We start from the raw sequence: 22,231 nt of genomic DNA on the forward strand, positions 1-22,231 counted from the left end.
TTACAAAAATCATCAATTTAAGCTGTTGCGCTTAAAGAAAGCTGTTATAATCAGCTTGTACTCAAAGGATTTCGGGTAAAAATATTAAGATCTCTATTAGAGGTTTTAATGATTTCATCCACGCATTCTGCAAGAAAAACTTAGGTATATATCAATTAATCGGTGATGACACACGTCTCGCCAACAGTTAAAGAGTTAGGAAAATTTATGTCAGATAAAGTTGAAGGCACTGTAAAGTGGTTTAATGAAGCTAAAGGTTTTGGTTTTATCGCGCAAGACAATGGTGGACAAGACGTATTCGCTCACTACAGCGCTATCCAAGGCGGTGGTTTCAAAACTCTAGCCGAAGGCCAAAAAGTGTCTTTCATCTTAGGTGATGGCAAGAAAGGCCCACAAGCTGAGCAAATCGAAGCTATCTAATCTCATTTGACATTGAGTAAGCTGTTCTTTAGCGCGCTTAATGACAGTAAGATTATCAATATGCATTGATGCCTTTGTTTGTTAAAACAATAAAAATACTGTTTAGACTTTAAAAAAGAGCAACCTCTGATCAGGTTGCTTTTTTTATGATCTTTTTTTGATTCAATTCTTATAATAACGAGATAGTATTGGTTTATATTAACGGTTATAAACGACTTAGATAGCTTGCAAAAGTCAGAAAAGAATAAGAATAATGATAAGAAAATGGCGTGACTAGGCGCTTATAAACTGTTTATTGTAGAATGGTGACAAATTTATGACGCATTATTCACGGCGTTGTCTTGACCTTAGGGCTGAGCTCACGCAAGATACATAGGTCTGATAATAACGGTTGGCTTAGCTTTGGCAGATTTTATAGATAGAGAGTGTGATGCCAGTATATTGTTTATGGTCTGATATTTTTTATTACATTATAGATGCTGACGCAGCAATCAACCTTGAGTACTATTTCGAACGACGATTTTAAAGAAATGAACCTTTGGTTCTTAACTGGCAATTTTAATTCATAACATTAATAAACGAGGAACGTATGAAAGCATTAGTAGCGGTCAAGCGTGTCATTGATTACAACGTAAAAGTTCGTGTAAAAGCTGATAATTCTGGCGTAGATTTATCTAACACTAAAATGTCAATCAACCCTTTTGATGAAATTGCAGTAGAAGAAGCGGTTCGTCTTAAAGAAGCGGGTGTGATTGATGAAATCATCGTTGCCTCAATTGGTCCAAAAGAGTCACAAGAGCAGATTCGTGCTGCTTTAGCACTGGGTGCTGATCGTGGCATCTTGGTAGTAACTGATGCAAAACCTTATCCTCTACAAATCGCTAAAATCCTGAAAAATATCGCTGAATCTGAAGCTACCGATATTATTCTACTAGGTAAACAAGCGATTGATGATGATAATAACCAAACGGGTCAAATGCTAGCGGCATTGATGGGTATTGGTCAGGGTACATTTGCATCAGAAGTAAAGGTTGAAGGCGATAAAGTTAATGTAACGCGCGAAATCGATGGTGGTTTGCAAACGGTTGCGCTTGATTTGCCAGCGGTTATTACGACTGATTTACGTTTGAATGAGCCACGTTATGCAAAATTGCCTAACATCATGAAAGCAAAGAAAAAGCAGCTTGATGAAAAAACACCTGCTGATTTTGGTGTTGATATGGCATCTAAGCAAGAAATCATTAAAGTTGTACCACCTGCTGAGCGTAAAGCTGGTATCAAAGTGGGTTCAGTTGATGAGTTGGTCGATAAGCTAAGAAACGAAGCAAAAGTCATTTAATACTTTGCTAGTGCCTATCTACTGCAAAGCCATGACGTCCTAAATAAGTTTTATTGAACTTGGACATAATAGGGCTTTGTGTACCAACAACCTCATGAATAGATGATACGAATAAATAAAGGACAAAAACAATGGCAATTTTGGTATATGCAGAACACGACAATGCCAGTCTAAAAAAGGCAACTTTGAATACGATCGCTGCTGCTCAGCAAATTGGCGGTGATATTCATGTATTGATCGCTGGTAGTGGTGCGCAAGCAGCAGCTGACGAAGCAGCAAAAGCAGCAGGCGTTAGCAAAGTATTACTAGCCGACAACGCAGCTTATGAGCATCAATTAGCAGGTAACTTAGCGCTATTGGTCGCTGATATTGCTGGTGAGTACAGTCATATTCTTGCACCTGCTACAACCACTGGTAAAAATTTCTTACCACGCGTTGCCGCATTACTTGATGTGAGTATGTTATCAGAAATCTCTGCTGTGGTAGATGCACAAACGTTTGAGCGTCCTATCTATGCTGGTAACGCGACTGCAACGGTTAAGACGACAGAAGATAAAGTGGTATTAACCGTACGTACCACTGCTTTTGATCCAGTAGCAAGTGAAGGTGGTTCAGCCGCTGTTGAAACTCTTGACAATGTACAAGAGCTTGGCAAATCAAGCTTTGTTAACGAAGAGATGGCTAAGTCTGATCGTCCTGAATTGACGTCAGCCAGCATCGTGGTTTCTGGTGGTCGTGCCCTAGCAAATGGTGAAAACTTCACTAAATATATCGAGCCATTGGCTGATAAACTTGGCGCTGCTGTTGGTGCATCACGTGCCGCTGTCGACGCAGGCTATGTACCAAACGATATGCAGGTTGGTCAAACGGGTAAAATCGTTGCACCAGACTTATATATCGCAGCTGGTATTTCAGGCGCTATTCAGCATTTAGCGGGTATGAAAGATTCTAAAGTCATCGTTGCTATCAACAATGACCCAGAATCACCTATTGCTAGCGTTGCCGATTACTTCTTAGAAGCTGATTTATTTGCAGCCTTACCTGAACTGACCAGTAAAATCTAAGTACTTGTTAGTGAAAGTTGAATACAAAAAAACCCGCTATCATTGATTGCGGGTTTTTTTATATTCAATTTAAAAATCGTCTTGCTGATTCAGTTAAATGATATTAGCTATAACTTCTTTGACGTAATGTTTCATACAAACATAGTGAGCCTGCAATCGCAACATTGAGGCTTTCTTGCCCATTGGGCTGTGGTAGAGCGATAGGGGTTGCGCACTGCATCAGCTCGTCACAAACCCCTTGACCTTCATGTCCCATAATCCAAGCGATTGGTTTTTTTAAATCATGCTGATAGATGACGGTATCAGTGTGCGAGCTGGTGGCAAATAGAGGGGTTTGCACATGGTCTAAAACCTCTTGTACACTTAATCCCTCATATATATTTAGGGCAAACTGGGCACCCATTCCTGCCCGTAATGTTTTTGGTGACCAAGCTTGCGCAGTAGCGCTGGTGCAAAGTATGTCTTTGATTCCAACAGCTGCTGCGGTACGCAGTAATGTGCCGACATTCCCACTATCCTGAACGTCATTGAGAATCAAGCAGTCATCATGAATCATAGATAGGCTAGGGGTTGGCACCTTAATCACTGCCATAATATCAATCCCAGTACCTAAGCTACGAATACTTTCATAAAGCGCATCCGACAAGGTTAAGATAGGCGTATAAGTGGGCAAGCGAGTGAGAACTTGCTGCACCTCAGGATGGTGGTGTGCAGACTCTGCTAGCAATATTTGCACAAATGGATAATCACTACGAAGGGCAGCATCAATAAGATGGATACCTTCTACGACAGTTTGACCATGTTTGTTACGTTGGCGAGCTTGCGTCAATAACGCCTTTACTAGCTTGACCGTTGTATTCTTATCTGAGGTGATAAGCTCGGTGGGATTTGCTACCATAATAGATCGCTTAGAGAAAAAGTATAAAATATAGACAGCGCCTATAAAATGATGATTGATATGGCTTTATAGGTGCTGTCACAATGTGCTTGATTAGCTTACTTATCACTGTAGTTTAAATGCAACTCTTTAATATAGTCGACTTCATTTTTACTGCCAAGTACTACAGGCACGCGTTGATGAATGTCAAGCGGCTCTATATCTAAAATGCGATTGACTGCATCCGTTGCCCCGCCGCTAGCACGTTCAATTAATAAACTCATGGGATTGGCTTCATACATGAGACGTAATTTGCCTGCTTTATTGGCGTATTTGGTATCAAACGGATATGTGAATAAACCACCGCGGCATAGAATGCGATGAACATCACCAACCATAGCGGCAACCCAGCGCGTATTAAAATCGCGACCACGTACGCCTGTCTCGCCAGCGATAAGCTCATCGATATATTGCTGCATTGGCGCGCGCCAATAACGGTAGTTTGAGGCATTGATAGCATATTCGCTAGTATCGGCATCGATTGTGACATTTTCTTCTATTAATACATAGTCATTGGTATCTGGATCTAGGCTAAACATGACTACATTATCTGTGATGGTCAGCGCAAGAACGGTAGAGGTGCCATATAGTAAGTAACCGGCTGCTAACTGCTGATTACCCGCTTGTAAAAAGTCGCTATTTTTACTAACTTGACCTTGACGCTGGTACGGTAAAATCGAGAATATGGTGCCGACAGCCATATTGATGTCGATATTAGACGAGCCATCGAGTGGGTCAAACAATACCAACAAACTGCCATCAACATTGGCAGGAGTAGCATCATCAAGTTCTTCTGAAGCAACACCAGCACAATGGCTGTTTTGTGCCAATGCATCTAATAATAAATCGTTGGCCAATACATCTAACTTCTTCTGGTCTTCACCTTGCACATTTTGATTACCCGCTTCACCAAGGATGTCTGCCAAAGCGCCTTTTCTTAAGAGCTGTGAGATGGTTTTGCCGACGTCAGTGACGGTAGTGATAACGTCATTGAGGGCAGGAGTGGTGGCGTTAGTGTTCAAATACTGTGCTAAGGTTGTCATAGTGTTTCCTAATGAATAATTCTGATAAAGAGTGGTATAAGTTAAGTATGGAATGCGTGTTTAAGAATTGATTACGTTATATTGATATGAGAGATATTGTTAAATACTGACTAAGGCGTCTTTGTCCTGACCTGAAAATCAGCTACACTAACACTATTATTATTCAATTATGGTTTAAGAGGCTGTCTTTTGATACGGTTGCCAAATTATGTGCTGCTATTCTATAAGATGAGAGCTGCATCTATTTTAATATTGCTTATATCATTGCGGTAAATTGTAGCAAATAAGCAGCAAAATGTCCTTGTCTGTATGCATGTCTGCCGTATTATCGAGTCAAAACCGTTAAAAAAACGAATGATAACTTCTTATAAAATCATACAAACCCTTAATGAAGACGTGTCCTTATGTCAAATTCTATCGATAGCCAATCACTACCTACCGTCTCGCCGACAGACTACGCAAGATTTGATCCTGATACGATTCATGAAAAACTTGATGCGTCATTGAGTCGTCCGCAGCTCAATACTGATGGTAGTATTCGTCATTTTTTAGGTATCGAAGGTCTTAATAAAGCCCAGCTGCAGGCGATTATCGCTAAAGCTGAGTCATTTTTTGATGATAAGGGACAGCTGATTAACCGTCCTGAGCTTGAAGGCTATACGGTGATGAATCTATTTTTTGAGCCATCGACGCGCACGCGTACCACGTTTGAAGTAGCAGAAAAACGTTTAGGTGCTAATGTATTAAATATCGATATCGAACGCTCTAGCACCAAGAAGGGAGAGAGCTTACGCGATACGTTATGGAATCTGCAAGCGATGACGGCAGATATCTTTGTGGTACGTCATTCAGCATCAGGTGCAGCACATTTTATGGCGACTGAAGTGACGCCAGATATTGCCATTATCAATGGTGGTGATGGCTGGCATGCGCATCCAACGCAAGGCATGCTTGATATGCTGACTATTCACCGTGAGGCGCCGCGTCCTTTTGAAGAGCTGTCGGTTGCAATCGTTGGCGATATCAAACACTCGCGAGTAGCACGCTCTGACATCAGTGCGCTACAAACATTGGGTGTAAAAGACATTCGCGTCTGCGCACCTCGTACGTTATTACCAAAAGGGATTGAGCGTTTTGGTGTGCAAGTATATGAGAATATGAATGAATGCGTGACGGACTGTGATGTCATTATGGGCTTGAGAATTCAAAATGAGCGTATTGGCTCTCCACTATTGGCATCATCGAGTGAATACTATAAGCACTATGGTATTACTCCTGAGCGCGTGGCACTGGCTAAGCCTGATGCTCTAGTTATGCACCCAGGACCGATGAACCGCGGTGTTGAGATTGCCTCAAGCGTTGCCGATGGTGCGCAATCTGTAATTTTAAAACAGGTTAATAACGGCATTGCTATTCGTATGGCGGTACTGTCACTGGCGATGGAAGGTCAGCGCGCGCATCAAGCGGCTGGTCATTAATATTTAGCTCGCCTGTTTTATTCTTATTTATCCCATTTCATTGATACGGTAATAACGCTCATGGTTCACATTACGAATTCAGATGTTCATATGCACGACTTACTTCCAAAAGTATTTAAAGAATCACTGTCACAAATCGCCACTGCTCAGTTAGCAAAGCTGACGAGCAAGCGCGAGACATGGATATTACCACCGTTGGTTGATTTGTGTGCCCGCTTACGTGAGCCGGGTCAACAGCAGCATGGCACGTTAGAGTCAGAAGGGCGTGCAGCACGTGGTAATGGTTTTTTGCATGTGGTGAGTCCCCCTGATACCAATCCTATTTTAGAAAATGGCTCGCTCTTAAAAGGCTTACGTGAGCGCGCGCTTGATGATGGTGGGATTTATTTACATATTTTGGGTGCGTTGACCGCTGGCTTGGAGGGTGAGCGCCCTTCCAATATCGCAGGGCTTAAAAAAGGTGGCTGTATTGCTGTCTCTAATGCTCGCAGACCCTTCCAAAACGACTTAGTGCTCTTACGTACACTTGAGTATGCGGCGACGTTTGGCATGAAGGTATTCTTTTATCCTGATGAGCCTAGTCTATCTGGTGATGGCGTTGCCCATGAAGGCTATATCGCTTCTTATCATGGTCTGCAGGGTATTCCTTGGATTGCAGAAACCGTCGCTTTATCAACGCAGTTACTTATGGTGGAAGAAACGGGTATAGCTGCTCACTTTAGCCAATTATCTTGTAAGTCGTCAATTGAGCTGATGCGCTGGGCGAAAGATAAAGGTTTGCCAGTTACTTGTGACGTGGCAATGCATCAGTTGTATTTAACCGATGATAATCTGGAAGGCTTTAATGCTCAAGCATATGTATTACCCCCTTTGCGTAGTAATACCGATCAGCAAGCGATTCGCCGTGGTCTAAAAGATGGCACAATTGATGCAATTTGTAGTCATCATGAGCCGTTAAACAGTACCGCGAAAAAAGCCCCATTTGCGGAAAGTACGCCCGGTATCTCAAATTTTGATACCTTTATGGCGCTGGCGTGCCAGCTGGTAAAAGATGAGGTGTTAACACTTGAGCAGCTAGTCGATAAAATCTGTTTAAATCCTGCAAAAATTGCGGGTATCAGCGAGCAATATGAGACTATCGGTGGCGCAGTACTGGTTGATCCCAATCTTGAATGGCAGGTGACTAGCGAATCCATGTTATCAAACGGCAAAAATACGCCATTCTTTAACCAAACACTGCAAGGGCGCGTTGTGGAGACTTTCTTTGGCTAATTTGCCTAGGCAGGATGATAGTCTAGAGTCTTCGTCAGAGGGCAATTCATCAAAAGATAACCATCGGTCTTCAGACCCACGACACAATGAGCCTCGCACGACGTCAAGCGAATCTATCAAAGCAGTAGCAATCTATGAAGTCGTAAAGGGTATTGGCGCACTACTAGGTGCATTGGCTTTATGGTCGTGGCATACCGACCTTGAGCATTGGCTCATTACGGCGACGGCTTCTTGGCAACAAGTATTTGGTCAGTTATTAGCGCCGCAAGTTGACAGTGCGGTACGTATTGCACAGATGGCAAGCAAAAACTGGTCAGTATTCTTATTATTGATTTTTGCTTATGCCAGTTTGCGTTTTGTTGAGGCGTATGGCTTATGGCAAGATAAAACATGGGCTTACTGGTTTGGGGTACTAGGTTATGGAATATTTATTCCTATTGAACTCTACTATCTGATTGTGAGCCCGTTTGATTGGTTCAAACTTGCCATATTGGTATCGAATATTATTATTGTGATTGTGGTTTATCGTAATATGAAACGAAAGGGTTTAATCTAATCAGGTTTCCTTAGGTTCAAATGACAATTTAGAAAGCCTGTTTAAGATATTTATCTTAAACAGGCTTTCTTATAAATAACGTAATCTAAGATTTATATATCGGCTTTTTTTTCATCAGTACGAATGCTTTTAGCGACCTTGCCTACACTTAACCCTTGTACTAGTATAGAAAATATAACCACTGCATAAGTTAGGGCCAATAGTATATCGCGTTCAGATCCTGTTGGGAGTTGCAATACTAAAGCAACTGAAATACCACCTCGTAGTCCACCCCATGTTAGCACCTTCCAAGCCCCTGCTGGCAAGTCAAGTTGTCGATGAAAGGTTTTGGTGGTCATGCCGACCACAATAAATCGAGCAAGTAAGGCAATCACAATCGTTAAAGCGCCAGCGATAAATAAATTGGCCGAATAAGCAATCATCACCACTTCAAGACCGATTAATACAAATAAAATTGCGTTCAAAATCTCATCGATCAATTCCCAAAACAAATCAACATAATGGCGCGTTTTATCACTCATCGCTAGTGCTCGTCCGCGATTACCAAGCATCAGCCCCATCATTACCATTGCTAGTGGTCCCGATAAATGCCAATGACTGGCCAGCGCATAGCCGCCTATGACACCAGCAAGGGTCAATAGAACCTCTTCTTGATAGCTATCGATGCTTTTGAGCATGTAATATAAAATCGCGCCAAGTACTAAGCCAAAAATAATACCGCCACCAGCCTCGACTGCCAAGGTATGCACCACATAATTGGCGGTTGGGATATCACCGCTCGATAAAATACCGAGCAGCAGTACAAAGATGACGACGCCGATACCATCGTTAAATAGCGATTCGCCCGCGATGACCGTCTCTATGCTTTTTGGGGCGCCAGCAGAGGCTAAAATACCCATCACTGCAATAGGGTCGGTTGGAGATATCAAAGCGCCAAACAGTAAGCACCATAAAAAAGACAGCTCGAAACCAAACAGCGGCAACATTAGATATAGAGCACTTGCAATCAGCAGCGCTGATACTAAGGTACCTATGAAAGCTAGAATGCCAATAGGCAGCTTATAACGTTTTAGATCACCAATATTGACGTGCAAAGCGGCAGCAAATAAAAGCATAGAAAGCATGCCATCAAGTAAGACTTCAGTGAAATCAAGCTGGCCTAATAGACTGACTTCATAATCAATAAGCTGATCAAACCCTAAAAACCCTAAAAATATCGCCCCGATCGACAATAATATCGAGATAACCATTACACCGATAGTTGTGGGTAGGCCAATAAATCGATGGTTAACGTAAGTTAATAGGGCAGTGATAGATAAAAATATCGCGCTAATTTCGAGTATGGTCAGGCTGCTCGTAGGGTCCATAAAAAAGTCTCAAGTGGGTAATAAAAGGTGTCAACTATGCTCTGACTTGTTTCGATTGGGCTTGTAGTGCCTGACGAATATGGGCATCAAAATCACTGACATAATGGAAATAGTGATGCTGGGCGTTTTCACTCATAATAAATTTCTCTGCTTGTTGGCACATTGCGGTCAAATCATCAGCGAGTTGATGGTAATTCAAATTATCCGCGCCGGCACGCTCAATCAATTTTATCTCATGTATGAGCGTTTGCTGCTGCGCCTCATTAACCCTAGCATAATTCAAGTCAATCATTGCCTGACATAGCGCCTTTAATACCATCAAATCTGCTGCTGCATAACGCCGTATCTCACCAAGTGAGCTATCAATAAAATCTGATATTTTAGGGATACGTGTAACAACGGCAAGGATGGCTGACGGCTGATGGCTGATAGTATCTGGTGTATCTGTCTCATCTAACGGTTTATAAAAATGATACGGCGTCGGCGGTTGACAGCGCATCATAATGCTCAGACAGCTGGTCAGCGATTGAACACAGTTAACCGCTGTTTTTGGGTCATTGATACCTGGTGACAATGCGCGTACGGCAATTTCAGTCATTTGCCCTAAGCTATAGGCAATATCATTAGATTGCGTCAAGCGCTGTTCAAGGCGTATACAACCAGCAAAACGTTGCCAAAACAGCCCATCAGGCGAACGTGGCACAAGCGCCAAATGCGGCGTTTTGGTTTTTTGTAGGTTAGTTGGATGGTCTGCCGGACGCTGATAAAAATAGCCAATCACATTTTTGTCGGTGACAAAGTGACCGAGACTGCTATTTATTTCTACCACACCGCCATAATCTTGCGATAGGGTAATGAGCGATTCAAAATAAATCTGCTGCAAATAGCCAGAATACGGTGGATAAATAGGCGTCGCAGACCAGTGATGAAATTGTTCGATATCATGATGCTCAATATTACGTTGGTGCTCGATATCGCAGCGGTCGCTGTACCAATAATGAATGTTTTTAATCGCCTCATTGCTGGCACCTTCAATCACATGCGATGCCTGAATGGCATGTACCATATGCTGTACAAAATAGACCAGTAGAAGGGCACAAATAATCGCCATAATAATGGCAAAAGTCACCGACAATTGCGGCACACCAAAACCAACATCGTATTTATGAATGGCTTTTAACACCAGCAAGCTATAGCTAAACGTACCGATAAACGCGCCCAAAACGAACTGATTGGGCGTATCGGTCAAAAAGTTACGGAGTAATCTAGGACCAAATTGTGAAGATGCCATTGATAATACAGCAATGGTAATCGAGAAAGTCGTGCCTGCCACGCCAAGTACTGCACCAGCAATGGTAGTCATAATAGCGCGCGCGGCGTCATCATCACCAGTAAAGGCAAAGGTAATCTCTCTGACCATGTCGCGATCAAAATGCTCATCGATCGTCACAAGGATAGGAGCGAGCAAGATGCCTACTAGCACACAGGCAGTCGGTATAAACCAGTAAGAGCCAATCAGCTGTTGCCACAAATTCGTTAGGCGATCGGGTAAATTGGTAAGCGTTTTTAGCGACCATAACTGAAAAAACTGCCGCAGTCTTTTGAGACTTGACGTTGATAGACGGTTAAATAAGTTGTCTTCAGCATGTTTAGTCAACGTGAGCAGCTCCAAAAATGATCGTAGTATTTCTTTTGTTGCCAGCAGTTATATAGAACATGACTGCTGACAACAAAAGCTCTTAAAAACAAATTACCTGATTCACTGCAAATAATCCATTAAAAACAGGATAAAAAAATAAGCTCCATTTGGAACTTGTTTTTTATAGAGAGGTCTTGTTATTTAGACACTCAAATCGATCTTGGGTTATCGGCTTCAGTAATAATATCGCGTTTAGCATTAGAAAAATTAGCGTTTATTTGATTTTTATCGTCAATGCTGTCTTGTGGAATAAGGATTTCACGATTGTGCTCGTCACGCTCTATGTCGCTATCCTTATCATAAGCGACTGGTTCAAACTTCGGCATGTCATCCTTACTGTCTAGAGGCTCTTGTAATAAATGACTGGAGGTAGCCGTGCTAGATTTCCTAAAAAACTCATTTTTCTCTTTTTGAAGCTTTTCGTTTTTATGGTTAGTGGATTTGTCATCAGAGGTTTTCTTACGTGGTTCACTATGGGCAAAAATAGCACCGAGCGGCACATTCAATTGTGCTTTGGCATAGGCTTCGGTATTTTCAAAGCGATTAACCAATAAGCTAAGCCAAGGTTTTTGGTCTTCTAGGCTCATCTCATCAAGTTCATCTTTGATAGGCAATGGATACGGCAGGGTACGATAAAAATCCCACAAGGTCATTTTGCTCAAATCTCTTTTGAGTACATAGTGCTCATCTTCTGTCATGGTAATCAAGTTGCTGTCTTGCAGATAATTGATATAGGTATACCATTTTGGCAGCTCTTTACGTCCGAGGACATTGCGTAGCGCTTGTTCGCTCACCGCTTCGCCTTTTAAGTGATGGGTATAAACGAGATTTAACATATCAAGCAAGCTTAAAAATGGATGGCGCGGATAAACCTCTTTTGTCTCAAATATCGTTAAGGTATAGCTGATCTCAACCCCTAATAAAATCAGATTCCATGACAGATATATCCATAATAAGAAAATTGGCAGCGCAGCAAATGCGCCATAGATCGCTTCATAACTGGTAAAGTTTGCCATCACTGTACCAAATAGATGTTTCATCAGCTCAAAGACAATCGCTACAAAGACACCTGCAATCGCAGCATTTTTTGCTGGTACTCGCGCTTTTGGAATAAACCAATACATACTGATAAAACCAGCGATCGTAACTGCAATCGATACTATCTGTACCCAAAACGACCAATCAATACCATAGCCACCAATTTGTCTATTTAACAAACTCAGGCTTTGTACAGCACTTGAGGCGATGAATGCCGTACCCAGCACCAAGGGTCCTAAGGTGACGATGGTCCAATAGCGCAGCATACTTCTCATACCGCCAGAACGATCTTCTACGCGCCATATTTGGTTAAAAGCGCGCTCAATGGTGGTCAAAGTCATGATGGTAGTAAAAAGTAAGAACATCGCCCCAATGATGGTGAGGTTTGAGGATTTTTCAGCGAAGTTATTGATATATTTACTGACTTGCAAGCTCGATTGTGGCAGCAAGTTGCTATAAATGACTTCATAAATCTGCGCCCTAACTGAAGCAAGTGCTGGCACTGAAGACAAAATCATCAGCAGTACGGTTAATATAGGCACAATTGACAACAAAGTCGTATAGGTTAATGATGCAGCTTTTTGCTGACAATTATCCTCAAAAAAGTGCCGCGTCAAAAAACGTAAGAACTGAAACCAACGTTGGTGTAAAAAAGGTATTTTTTTAATAGATTTTCCATAACGACCATCTAGCAAGGATAATAGAGTGCGGATAGTGTAGCAAACATGGTCTGTCTGAATCTGCGCGTTAATTGTGTCAATATGCATTAGATTGTATTGAGTCGTTAAGTAAAGTACTGCAGATGATTTGCTTGGCTGCTAGGTTAAGTATGCTACCAAGTAGCAGGGTTTGTTTGCATGTCAGTGAATGACTCGGGCATAATGGGCAATATCTATATTACTGTTAACGATTTTATAAGGAAGTTTTGCTAATGAGTCAGACCGCCCCTTATGTTTTGGTACTCTATTATTCAAATTATGGTACGACTAAGACATTAGCCTATGCTATCGCTCAGGGTATCGAAGAGGCGGGCATGACCGTGCGCATCCGTACGGTACCGACAGTCGCGCCTGAAACCACGGTAAGCAAGCCTGCGATACCGGACGACGGTGATTTGTATTGCACGATGGAAGATCTAAAAAATTGCAGCGGTCTGGCACTTGGTAGCCCAACCCATTTTGGTAATATGGCCGCGCCCATGAAGTATTTTTGGGACAATACCGTCACTATTTGGCTGGCAGGCAATCTACAGAACAAGCCGGCGTCAGTATTTACGGCGACAGGCTCTATGCATGGCGGTCAAGAGACGACACTACTGACGATGATGTTACCACTGTTGCATCATGGCATGATGATTGTGGGCGTGCCTTATGCTGAACCTGCTTTAAACCGTACCACGCGTGGCGGTTCACCTTATGGTGCCAGTCATGTGAGCGGCGCATCTCATGATCAGCCTGTATCTGCTGATGAACGCGAGCTTGGCATCGCTCAAGGGCGTCGCTTGGCGATTACGGCATCTGCATTAGCGCAAGCTAACTGGAGCCGTTAATGCGCTCATCTATTACTGTTTGGCATGAACAATTAGGAAATATATACCTCTAATGGCTACTAACCTTTCTCATGATGACAGTCAACAGCAAATATCCGAAACAAGCAGTCAATCAACCCAGCTGTTGAAACCGATTATGCCTGTTCGTCAGCGCCTGATGGTGACATGGCTGGTTTGGTTAACCTTTCGATTGCTCGCTTTGCCTCTTTTGATCAATATCTTTAATCCTAGTCACCCTGATATTATCGGCGGTATTGCATGGCAAGCGCTATGGTTAGTACCAGCATTTGTCTTAACACCATCGATACTACGCGGGCGCTCGCCTTATGCGCTATTAATAGACAGTATGTTTACTTTGGTATATTTAGGGGCAAGTGGGGTTGTATTGTTCACACGTGCTTATGGCAGTAGTTGGGCAGAAATCGCTGTTTATTTCATTGATTTCGTCCTACTATTTGCGATTAATATCTGGCTGTTTATCTTATTAAAGCGCCTACCTTCGATGAATAATGTGGTTAAACAGCCACGTTCATAAGTTATTGCATCGCAAATTACGCAATAAGTCCCTAAAGTTTGTGATAAAAAAAAGCGGCACGCTATTTAGCATGCCGCTTTTTTAATGTTTTAAACCGTAGAGTTGAGGCTCTTAGTTCACTTTAGACAATTCTAAATCCATCTTCTTACCATCATTAATCTGGCTTACTTTTACCGGTAAGTAATCTAAGCTTGGTGCCAACCAAAAACTGGTCGAACGGCTATTGTCATCATGGATACGGTCGACACGCACCGTATCAAAGGTACCAGCAGGGACCGTTATCTTGGTATTACCAGATTTTTTAAACGGCGTTTTTTCAATTTTATCGTGTTTTGCCATGTAGTAATTCCCAGAGAATTTACCATTTAACAAGTCTTGGCGAATTTGCACTTCAAGGCTCAAATCATCAAATGCTTGCTGCGCCATATTTAACGTGGTCGATTTGCCTCTATAATTACTCACGACTTTTTTACCACGGGGATTAAAATCGAGTTTATGCGTACGACCGATACCCAGTAGTTTATAAGTGGTACTGGCTTGTGTTGGAACAACCGCATTACCGTTGATAGTAAAGGTACTATGTTGCGCAGCACTTGCGATACCGGCAACCCGTGCATCGACATTATATTTCCACGTGTTGCCTGACTTATCTAAAGCACGAGTGGCGGTACCTTTATACTTGTCTTCAATCGTAAACGTATAATCAGCGCTCGAAGGTTGAATGTCTTTTGCACTGGCAATCGTTGGTGCAGCCATACTTAAAGCGCTGATAGCCGCTATGCTCACTCCAGTGGTCAACGCAGTTAAGAATTTAACCTTACCGTTGTTTTTGTCATTGTAATCGGTTATGGATGGTTCTTTAGTGGTAGATAAAAAACTCATGGACAGTCCTTAATAGATTGATATCAAATAACTTACTTAAGTCGATTCGATCTTACTGTTAACTAATATTATATTTTCAATGCTTATAATGGTCATACTCTGTTACATTTTCAAGAGGGAGAACTTACGCTGACGTTTGGCTCTTGTAGTTGATGTTACTATCTTAAGTAATGCTTGGCCTATGAGTAACTTGCTGTAAATTTAGTAAGAATAGGCGTATAGAATACTGGTATTTTCTACTGGATTATTACTCACTTAATGCCTTTATTGCATAATACTCCCAGAGATTTAGTATTGCTTATCGACAAACACCCCTCTAATTAAGAAATTCTTGTAAATTTTCGGTCTTTACACTTGAAGCTACCTCGCTATGCCCCCACTTTTTGAAACAAGCTCAAGGCTTATCTTAGTAAAAGCGTTTTTATAAGATGGCTTTTGAAGATAGGATGTTGAGACTAACAAACCAAATAAATTTTTAACTTAAACAACCAATTATTGGAGACATATTGATGAATATTCGTCCTTTACATGATCGTATTGTTGTCCGCCGCATAGAAGAAGAAACAAAAACGGCTGGTGGTATCTTGCTTCCTGGTTCAGCGCAAGAAAAGCCTTCACAAGGTGAAGTGCTAGCAACTGGTAACGGTCAGATTCGTGACAACGGTGAAACTCGCGCGTTAGATGTAAAAGCTGGCGACAAAGTATTGTTCGGTCAATATGCTGGTCAAACGGTAAAAGTTGACGGCGAAGAACTATTGATTATGAAGGAATCTGATGTATTGGGTGTGTTAGAAGGCTAGTCCCTTTTGAGTATTATTATACTCAACGCATTTTGACAATATCATTGAAATATTTAATTGCATTCTCATACTTATAATAGTGGAGTAATTTAACATGGCAAAAGACGTAAAATTCGGCATTGATGCCCGTAAACAAATGATGGACGGCGTAAACGTTCTAGCAAACGCAGTACGAGTAACACTAGGCCCTAAAGGTCGTAACGTGGTTATCGATAAGTCATTTGGCGCGCCTACCATCACTAAAGATGGTGTATCGGTTGCCAAAGAAATCGAGCTTGAAAACAAATTTGAAAACATGGGCGCGCAATTGGTTCGTGAAGTCGCTAGCCGTACCAACGATGTCGCTGGTGATGGTACAACGACTGCGACTGTATTGGCTCAGTCAATCTTGCAAGAAGGCATGAAATCAGTTGCCGCTGGCATGAACCCAATGGATCTAAAACGCGGTATCGATAAAGCGGTACGTGCGGCTGTTGAGCAGATTCATTTGCTATCTACTCCCGCAGACGATTCAAAAGCGATTGCCCAAGTTGGTTCTATCTCTGCCAACTCAGACACCAAAATCGGTGAATTAATTGCCCAAGCGATGGAAAAAGTCGGTAAGCAAGGTGTTATCACTGTTGAAGAAGGTTCAAGCTTTGAAGATACCTTAGAAGTCGTCGAAGGTATGCAGTTTGACCGTGGTTATATCAGCCCGTACTTTGCGAACAAGCAAGACAGCCTGACTGCTGAATTTGAAAATCCATATATCTTGCTTGTTGACAAAAAAATCAGTAACATCCGTGAGATCGTGCCATTACTTGAGCAAGTCATGCAGCAAAGCAAGCCATTGCTAATCATTGCGGAAGACGTAGAAAACGAAGCATTAGCGACATTGGTTGTCAACAACATGCGTGGCGGCTTAAAAACTTGTGCCGTTAAAGCACCAGGTTTTGGCGATCGTCGTAAAGCGATGTTAGAAGATATCGCAACGCTAACTGGCGGTACGGTTATCTCTGAAGAGATTGGTCTAAGTTTAGAGACTGCTACTCTTGAGCAACTTGGTACTGCTAAGAAAGTCACTGTCGGTAAGGAAAACACCGTTATCGTTGATGGCGCTGGCAACTCTGCTGATATCGAAAACCGTGTTGAATCTATCAAACGTCAAGTTGAAGAATCAACGTCTGACTACGACAAAGAAAAGCTTCAAGAGCGTATGGCTAAACTAGCTGGCGGCGTTGCCGTTATCAAAGTTGGCGCTGCGACTGAAACTGAAATGAAAGAGAAGAAAGACCGTGTTGACGATGCGCTACATGCCACTCGTGCAGCGGTTGAAGAAGGCGTTGTCCCTGGTGGCGGTGTTGCGTTAGTTCGTGCAATGAATGCATTGTCTGAGCTACGTGGTGATAATGACGACCAAAACGCGGGTATCAATATCTTACGTCGCGCGATGGAAGCACCATTACGTCAAATCGTGACCAACTCAGGCGAAGAAGCCTCAGTGGTGGTTAACGAAGTGAAGAGCGGTAGCGGTAACTACGGTTACAACGCAGCTTCTGGCGAATATGGCGATATGCTAGAGATGGGTATCCTTGACCCAGCTAAAGTTGCTCGTTCAGCACTAGAAAATGCGGCATCTGTTGCAGGCTTAATGCTAACTACCGAAGTTATGATTACTGATTTACCGCAAGGTGATGACGGTATGGCTGGCATGGGTGCTGGCGGTGGAATGGGCGGTATGGGTGGAATGGGCGGCATGATGTAATTTTACTTCTGCTACAAAGCGATTTTTCTTTGTCAGATGCGCTCAATGTACAATAGGTATTATTTTCGCTAGTTTTCCTCGACAAATCGCTTTTCGCTAGAAGTATGACTTTGTCATAACGTACTTGTTAAACCTAGTTCAAATAAAACCCCGATAGGCTGAGCTTATCGGGGTTTTTCATGTGTATCATAAAAGCATTAAATATTACTGATTCGCTGCATCCCGTCTAAATGTCCACGTTTTATCATCAGACAACTCATCGACATAATAATATCCCGCCAAATCAAACTGCTTTAATTGTTCCGCATTGATCAGTTTATTATCCGCAGCATATTTCACCATCAGTCCACGTGCTTTTTTAGCATAGAAGCTAATCACTTTATATTGACCATTCTTTTCATCTTCAAATCTTGGCGTGATAATCTCCGCATTCAAGGCTTTTTTCTTTACCACTTTAAAGTATTCATTAGAAGCTAAGTTGATCAATACTTTGTCATCGCTATCAGCCATGCGCTTATTAATAATCTTAGTGACTTCTTCGCCCCAAAACTCGTATAAATTATCGCCACGCTCATTTTTAAGCTTGGTACCCATTTCAAGTCGATACGGCTGAATAAAATCCAGTGGCTTTAGTACGCCATAAAGCCCGGACAAGATACCCAAATGTTCATTAACATAAATAGCAGTATCTTTATCCATGTTATACATATCAAGTCCAGTATAAACATCGCCATCGAACAAATAACCAGCTGGTTTGGCATTGTCATCCGTAAACAGTTCGTTATCACTCCAAGCCCAATCTTGATTGCGTTTAGCATTTAGCTGCGACAAATCATCAGAGATACTCATCAGCTCTTGTAAGTCAATCGGCTCCTTCGACTTCAATATCTTCATCAGCGCCTGTGAATGTTCGATTAACTCAGGCTGACTATAGTAGCTGCTAATAACCATTGGGGCAGTATCTGTTTCGTTCAAAGATTTGGCAGGAGAGAGTAAAAAATACATAATTATTCCTTATTATAGTGAAGTGATAAACACTCCATTAATGTTTCAAGCTTTCTCATTATACGATACCTACAGGTTTAACTTGACTTACGCGTGGCTGTTTTGTACTTTTAAGCCTCATCATGGACATATATCAACTATTATAGGCATTGTGATAACTCGTGTAAGCCAATAACCTAAAGGCTTCAAGCTACTTAAGAATAAATAAAATTTTTTAATATAACAATAAAAGTTATGATAATGTTATAAATAGCTAACTTTTATTTTACTTGCGGGTCATCATTAGACAATGAAAGTTGGCAGACGATATATCTATAATAAAACGGCATGATGGCAAACGAGCTATCATTTATTAAATTGATAATCTTTGGTCTTAAGTATTAAGCTAACCCTGACCAAAGATTTTTTTGTCCCCTGTGCTTTTTAGAGGTGCGTTAGGGTATTAAAAGTAGTCATTAGACGTAAGGAGACGGTATGAAAATTGGTGTTATTAGTGCAGAGAGCGCAAGTGAGAGTCGGGTGGCATTAACCCCAGACGCGGTAAAAAAGTTACGCAAACTTGGGTTTGAGGTTGTCATCCAGTCAGGTGCAGGTCAAGCGTCTTATTATGCGGATGAATTATATCAGGCTGCGGGTGCTGATATTGCCAATAGTAGCATTGACGTCGTGACACAGTCTCAGATTATCACTACCGTCAATGATTTGCCGACGTCAACGACTGCTAGCTTAACATCTGGTCAAATCGTCATCGGCATGCTTGATCCCTATCGCAATACCCAACTGGATACTTATGCTGCTAAAGGGGCTACCGCCTTTGCCATGGAGCTATTGCCACGCACCTTATCACGCGCACAGAATATGGACGTCTTGTCTTCACAAGCCAACCTTGCCGGTTACAAAGCGGTTTTGCTCGCTGCCAATGAATATTCGCGTCCTTTCCCGATGTTTATGACCTCAGCTGGTACGGTTAAGCCTGCCAAAGTCGTTATTCTAGGTGTTGGGGTTGCGGGTTTACAAGCGATTGCGACGGCGAAGCGTTTAGGCGCTGTCGTTGAAGCCAGTGATTTACGTCCGACCGCTCGCGAGCAAGTGGAGTCATTAGGTGGTAAATGGCTTGATGTCCCGATGAGTGCGGAGGAGGCTGAGATAGCTAAATCTACAGGCGGCTATGCGTGGACGCCATCTGAGCAATATATCAAAGACCAAGCTGCTATTGTTGATAAAGCCTTGAGCAATGCTGACATCGTCATTACGACTGCACAGATTCCGGGTCGTCAAGCGCCGCGTTTGGTACACCAATCAACCATTGCTAAGATGAAAGCTGGTTCGGTACTGATCGATATGGCGGCTGGCACTGGCGGAAACGTTGAAGGCAGTGTCCCTGATGAAACGATTACGACGTCAAATGGCGTGCGTATTGTCGGTGCAGCTAATATTCCCTCACAGTTGGCGGCGCAATCATCAGACTTGTATGCCAATAACCTCGTTAATTTTATCACCACTTTAATTGCGCCTGCCGCTACAGATGACGCTACAGCAAACACAATGGCACTCAACTTAGACATGGAAGATGAGATTCAAGGCGCATTAGCGGTAACGCATAACAATCAAGTACGTCTTGCTAAACGCTAAGTGCTAAATTTCAGGTCTTGATAATTTCATTATCGTACATTTGCCAGACACGAACAAATTTTAGGAGGATAAGATGATTGCCACTATTTTAGCGGCAGCGCCAGCCGGTGCGGCCATGAGTAGCACGCCATTCGTAGCGATTTTTACCGTATTTGTACTGGCTATCTTTGTCGGATACTACGTTGTTTGGGGTGTAACCCCTGCACTGCATACGCCTTTAATGGCTGTAACCAACGCTTTATCAAGTATTGTTATTGTCGGTGCAATGCTACAGACCGTCACTATTGATAATTCGATATTTACGCCGACCAGTTTACTTGGGGCTTTTGCGGTATTTTTAGCCAGTATCAATATTTTTGGTGGTTTCGCCGTGACTGAGCGTATGCTGTCGATGTTTAAGCCAAAAGTAAAAAAAGCAGTAGTAACAACGGATACTGGGGGTGACGCATGAGTGACTTATCAAATATGATTGCGGCTAATGCGGACTGGTTTTATCTAGTCGGTGCCATTCTTTTTGTTTTGACGTTGCGTGGTTTATCTAGCCCAAAAACGGCGATTCGTGGTAATCGATTGGGTATGGTTGCCATGGCGATTGCCGTTGTAACAACGTTCTTCCTAGCAGAAGGTCCAGTGCTTTGGTTAATCATCGGTGCGATGGTATTGGGTGCTATCGTCGGTATGTGGAAAGCAAAGACGGTCGCCATGACCCAAATGCCAGAAACCGTGGCTTTGATGCACTCGTTTGTTGGTTTGGCAGCGGTGGCGATTGCATTAGCAACGGTACTGCATACTGAACAACAGCATGGCGCGGTTGCTCGTATTGAATTGTTTATTGGTTGTTTCATCGGTGCGATTACTTTCTCAGCATCTGTCTTTGCCTTTGGTAAATTGGCAGCTAAGAGCTGGGCTAAAACCTTGGTTGGTAGTTGGGTCAAACCAGTACAAGCACTACTATTTATTGCAATGATTGCGTTCGGTGGTGTGTACTTTGTCACTGATTCATTACCCGCCTTCTATGCGATGGCAGTGATTGCAGTGATTTTTGGTTGGATGTGGATTGCGCCAATTGGTGGTGGCGATATGCCAGTGGTAGTGTCGTTATTGAACTCATTTTCAGGGTGGGCAGCAGCAGGTATTGGTTTTACTCTTGGCAACTCGATGTTGATTATCGCAGGTTCGCTAGTCGGTTCGTCAGGTGCGATTCTATCTTATATCATGTGTAAAGCCATGAACCGCTCATTACTTAACGTATTGTTTGGCGGTATGGGTACGTCAGCGGTCGCAGCGGGCGGCGATGATGGCGCGCCGAAAAATTACAAAGCAGGATCAGCAGAAGATGCTGGCTTCCTTATGGCAAATGCCAGTAGTGTGGTGATTGTCCCAGGTTACGGCATGGCGCAAGGTCGTGCACAAAACGCTGTAAAAGAATTGTATGAGCTGTTAAAAGAAGAAGGCGTTAATGTTCGTTTTGCCATTCATCCAGTTGCCGGTCGTATGCCAGGACATATGAACGTCCTATTGGCAGAAGCCGATGTGCCTTATGATGATATTTTAGAGATGGATGAGATTAACTCAGATTTTGCGAGTACGGATGTAGTATTAGTCATCGGTGCCAATGATGTTGTCAATCCATCTGCGAAAGATGATCCGACATCGCCAATCTTTGGTATGCCAATTCTAGAAGTGACTAAAGCCCAAACGGTTATGGTTATCAAGCGTTCTATGAGTACAGGTTATGCCGGTCTAGATAACAGCTTATTCTATATGGACAAGACCATGATGATATTCGGTGATGCCAAGAAGATGGTTGAAGAGATGGTACGTAGTATCAATGGCGCTGGTCATTAATCTTTAAAATAGGTTTTACACAT

At 42.5% G+C, this 22,231-nt stretch carries 20 protein-coding genes; 13 read left to right on the forward strand and 7 right to left on the reverse strand.

Annotated features, from left to right (window positions below; genetic code table 11):
- Positions 1-207 precede the first annotated feature (207 nt).
- The 3 genes from PSYCG_RS02675 to PSYCG_RS02685 all read left to right on the forward strand — a co-directional run bounded on the left by PSYCG_RS02675 (position 208) and on the right by PSYCG_RS02685 (position 2,823).
- Positions 208-420, forward strand: coding sequence for a cold-shock protein (locus tag PSYCG_RS02675; protein ID WP_010196799.1), 213 nt, complete (start codon positions 208-210; stop codon positions 418-420).
- A 589-nt stretch (positions 421-1,009) separates the two neighbouring features.
- Entirely contained in the window at positions 1,010-1,759 is a 750-nt protein-coding gene (locus tag PSYCG_RS02680; RefSeq protein WP_011512880.1) for an electron transfer flavoprotein subunit beta/FixA family protein, read from the forward strand.
- Between the two features lie 131 nt (positions 1,760-1,890).
- The gene (locus PSYCG_RS02685; RefSeq protein WP_011512881.1) at positions 1,891-2,823 is read left to right on the forward strand and encodes an electron transfer flavoprotein subunit alpha/FixB family protein; all 933 of its coding nucleotides are present in this window, start codon (positions 1,891-1,893) and stop codon (positions 2,821-2,823) included.
- 103 nt (positions 2,824-2,926) lie between these two features.
- Here the strand turns inward: PSYCG_RS02685 and PSYCG_RS02690 are convergent, their stop codons facing one another.
- Together PSYCG_RS02690 and PSYCG_RS02695 are read right to left on the reverse strand one after the other, a co-directional pair.
- Entirely contained in the window at positions 2,927-3,721 is a 795-nt protein-coding gene (locus PSYCG_RS02690; RefSeq protein WP_020442824.1) for a TrmH family RNA methyltransferase, read from the reverse strand.
- Between the two features lie 98 nt (positions 3,722-3,819).
- Positions 3,820-4,803 carry a class 1 fructose-bisphosphatase gene (locus PSYCG_RS02695; protein ID WP_020442825.1) on the reverse strand — a complete coding sequence of 328 codons (984 nt, stop codon included), beginning with the start codon at positions 4,801-4,803 and terminating at the stop codon, positions 3,820-3,822.
- Between the two features lie 404 nt (positions 4,804-5,207).
- Here PSYCG_RS02695 and PSYCG_RS02700 point away from each other — a divergent pair, with 404 nt between their 5' ends.
- The 3 genes from PSYCG_RS02700 to PSYCG_RS02710 all read left to right on the forward strand — a co-directional run bounded on the left by PSYCG_RS02700 (position 5,208) and on the right by PSYCG_RS02710 (position 8,109).
- Positions 5,208-6,281 carry an aspartate carbamoyltransferase catalytic subunit gene (locus PSYCG_RS02700; RefSeq protein WP_011512884.1) on the forward strand — a complete coding sequence of 358 codons (1,074 nt, stop codon included), beginning with the start codon at positions 5,208-5,210 and terminating at the stop codon, positions 6,279-6,281.
- A 90-nt stretch (positions 6,282-6,371) separates the two neighbouring features.
- Entirely contained in the window at positions 6,372-7,553 is a 1,182-nt protein-coding gene (locus PSYCG_RS02705) for a dihydroorotase (RefSeq protein WP_020442826.1), read from the forward strand.
- Complete coding sequence (locus PSYCG_RS02710; RefSeq protein WP_020442827.1) at positions 7,546-8,109, forward strand: DUF2127 domain-containing protein; 564 nt, start codon at positions 7,546-7,548, stop codon at positions 8,107-8,109. The genes PSYCG_RS02705 and PSYCG_RS02710 overlap by 8 nt, the downstream gene beginning before the upstream one ends.
- A gap of 92 nt (positions 8,110-8,201) precedes the next feature.
- Here PSYCG_RS02710 and PSYCG_RS02715 read toward each other — a convergent pair whose 3' ends face one another.
- From PSYCG_RS02715 to PSYCG_RS02725, 3 genes are all read right to left on the reverse strand, one after another.
- Positions 8,202-9,476: a cation:proton antiporter gene (locus tag PSYCG_RS02715; protein WP_020442828.1), complete on the reverse strand. Its 1,275-nt coding sequence runs from the start codon at positions 9,474-9,476 to the stop codon at positions 8,202-8,204.
- Positions 9,477-9,510: 34 nt separating this feature from the next.
- On the reverse strand, positions 9,511-11,133 hold the full coding sequence (locus tag PSYCG_RS02720) for a DUF2254 domain-containing protein (RefSeq protein ID WP_144061744.1): 1,623 nt from the start codon (positions 11,131-11,133) through the stop codon (positions 9,511-9,513).
- A 191-nt stretch (positions 11,134-11,324) separates the two neighbouring features.
- On the reverse strand, positions 11,325-12,980 hold the full coding sequence (locus PSYCG_RS02725; RefSeq protein ID WP_020442830.1) for a YihY family inner membrane protein: 1,656 nt from the start codon (positions 12,978-12,980) through the stop codon (positions 11,325-11,327).
- Positions 12,981-13,144: 164 nt separating this feature from the next.
- Here PSYCG_RS02725 and wrbA point away from each other — a divergent pair, with 164 nt between their 5' ends.
- Both wrbA and PSYCG_RS02735 read left to right on the forward strand, forming a co-directional pair.
- The gene (gene wrbA / locus PSYCG_RS02730; RefSeq protein WP_020442831.1) at positions 13,145-13,762 is read left to right on the forward strand and encodes an NAD(P)H:quinone oxidoreductase; all 618 of its coding nucleotides are present in this window, start codon (positions 13,145-13,147) and stop codon (positions 13,760-13,762) included.
- Positions 13,763-13,814: 52 nt separating this feature from the next.
- Entirely contained in the window at positions 13,815-14,297 is a 483-nt protein-coding gene (locus PSYCG_RS02735) for a hypothetical protein (RefSeq protein WP_020442832.1), read from the forward strand.
- Between the two features lie 111 nt (positions 14,298-14,408).
- On the opposite strand, the gene PSYCG_RS02740 is transcribed toward PSYCG_RS02735, so the two are convergent.
- Positions 14,409-15,179: a DUF3108 domain-containing protein gene (locus tag PSYCG_RS02740; protein ID WP_020442833.1), complete on the reverse strand. Its 771-nt coding sequence runs from the start codon at positions 15,177-15,179 to the stop codon at positions 14,409-14,411.
- 506 nt (positions 15,180-15,685) lie between these two features.
- Here PSYCG_RS02740 and PSYCG_RS02745 point away from each other — a divergent pair.
- Both PSYCG_RS02745 and groL read left to right on the forward strand, forming a co-directional pair.
- Positions 15,686-15,979 carry a co-chaperone GroES gene (locus PSYCG_RS02745; RefSeq protein WP_025652227.1) on the forward strand — a complete coding sequence of 98 codons (294 nt, stop codon included), beginning with the start codon at positions 15,686-15,688 and terminating at the stop codon, positions 15,977-15,979.
- Between the two features lie 94 nt (positions 15,980-16,073).
- Positions 16,074-17,723, forward strand: coding sequence for a chaperonin GroEL (gene groL, locus PSYCG_RS02750; protein WP_020442834.1), 1,650 nt, complete (start codon positions 16,074-16,076; stop codon positions 17,721-17,723).
- Positions 17,724-17,927: 204 nt separating this feature from the next.
- Here groL and yaaA read toward each other — a convergent pair whose 3' ends face one another.
- Positions 17,928-18,728 carry a peroxide stress protein YaaA gene (yaaA, locus tag PSYCG_RS02755; RefSeq protein WP_020442835.1) on the reverse strand — a complete coding sequence of 267 codons (801 nt, stop codon included), beginning with the start codon at positions 18,726-18,728 and terminating at the stop codon, positions 17,928-17,930.
- A 474-nt stretch (positions 18,729-19,202) separates the two neighbouring features.
- Here yaaA and PSYCG_RS02760 point away from each other — a divergent pair, with 474 nt between their 5' ends.
- The 3 genes from PSYCG_RS02760 to PSYCG_RS02770 all read left to right on the forward strand — a co-directional run bounded on the left by PSYCG_RS02760 (position 19,203) and on the right by PSYCG_RS02770 (position 22,208).
- Positions 19,203-20,360, forward strand: a complete 1,158-nt coding sequence (locus PSYCG_RS02760; RefSeq protein WP_020442836.1) for a Re/Si-specific NAD(P)(+) transhydrogenase subunit alpha — start codon at positions 19,203-19,205, stop codon at positions 20,358-20,360.
- Between the two features lie 115 nt (positions 20,361-20,475).
- The gene (locus tag PSYCG_RS02765) at positions 20,476-20,811 is read left to right on the forward strand and encodes a proton-translocating transhydrogenase family protein (protein ID WP_201765220.1); all 336 of its coding nucleotides are present in this window, start codon (positions 20,476-20,478) and stop codon (positions 20,809-20,811) included.
- Positions 20,808-22,208, forward strand: coding sequence for an NAD(P)(+) transhydrogenase (Re/Si-specific) subunit beta (locus PSYCG_RS02770; RefSeq protein WP_020442838.1), 1,401 nt, complete (start codon positions 20,808-20,810; stop codon positions 22,206-22,208). The genes PSYCG_RS02765 and PSYCG_RS02770 overlap by 4 nt, the downstream gene beginning before the upstream one ends.
- Positions 22,209-22,231 lie beyond the last annotated feature (23 nt).

Source organism: Psychrobacter sp. G (assembly GCF_000418305.1).
Classification (GTDB): Bacteria; Pseudomonadota; Gammaproteobacteria; order Pseudomonadales; family Moraxellaceae; genus Psychrobacter; species Psychrobacter cryohalolentis.

Bases quoted from the DNA above. Each gene is read 5' to 3' on its own strand.
- PSYCG_RS02675 (WP_010196799.1), top strand. From the start codon at position 208: ATGTCAGATAAAGTTGAAGGCACTGTAAAGTGGTTTAATGAAGCTAAA.
- PSYCG_RS02680 (WP_011512880.1), top strand. From the start codon at position 1,010: ATGAAAGCATTAGTAGCGGTCAAGCGTGTCATTGATTACAACGTAAAA.
- PSYCG_RS02685 (WP_011512881.1), top strand. From the start codon at position 1,891: ATGGCAATTTTGGTATATGCAGAACACGACAATGCCAGTCTAAAAAAG.
- PSYCG_RS02690 (WP_020442824.1), bottom strand. From the start codon at position 3,721: ATGGTAGCAAATCCCACCGAGCTTATCACCTCAGATAAGAATACAACG.
- PSYCG_RS02695 (WP_020442825.1), bottom strand. From the start codon at position 4,803: ATGACAACCTTAGCACAGTATTTGAACACTAACGCCACCACTCCTGCC.
- PSYCG_RS02700 (WP_011512884.1), top strand. From the start codon at position 5,208: ATGTCAAATTCTATCGATAGCCAATCACTACCTACCGTCTCGCCGACA.
- PSYCG_RS02705 (WP_020442826.1), top strand. From the start codon at position 6,372: ATGCACGACTTACTTCCAAAAGTATTTAAAGAATCACTGTCACAAATC.
- PSYCG_RS02715 (WP_020442828.1), bottom strand. From the start codon at position 9,476: ATGGACCCTACGAGCAGCCTGACCATACTCGAAATTAGCGCGATATTT.
- PSYCG_RS02725 (WP_020442830.1), bottom strand. From the start codon at position 12,980: ATGCATATTGACACAATTAACGCGCAGATTCAGACAGACCATGTTTGC.
- wrbA (WP_020442831.1), top strand. From the start codon at position 13,145: ATGAGTCAGACCGCCCCTTATGTTTTGGTACTCTATTATTCAAATTAT.
- PSYCG_RS02735 (WP_020442832.1), top strand. From the start codon at position 13,815: ATGGCTACTAACCTTTCTCATGATGACAGTCAACAGCAAATATCCGAA.
- PSYCG_RS02740 (WP_020442833.1), bottom strand. From the start codon at position 15,179: ATGAGTTTTTTATCTACCACTAAAGAACCATCCATAACCGATTACAAT.
- groL (WP_020442834.1), top strand. From the start codon at position 16,074: ATGGCAAAAGACGTAAAATTCGGCATTGATGCCCGTAAACAAATGATG.
- yaaA (WP_020442835.1), bottom strand. From the start codon at position 18,728: ATGTATTTTTTACTCTCTCCTGCCAAATCTTTGAACGAAACAGATACT.
- PSYCG_RS02760 (WP_020442836.1), top strand. From the start codon at position 19,203: ATGAAAATTGGTGTTATTAGTGCAGAGAGCGCAAGTGAGAGTCGGGTG.
- PSYCG_RS02765 (WP_201765220.1), top strand. From the start codon at position 20,476: ATGAGTAGCACGCCATTCGTAGCGATTTTTACCGTATTTGTACTGGCT.
- PSYCG_RS02770 (WP_020442838.1), top strand. From the start codon at position 20,808: ATGAGTGACTTATCAAATATGATTGCGGCTAATGCGGACTGGTTTTAT.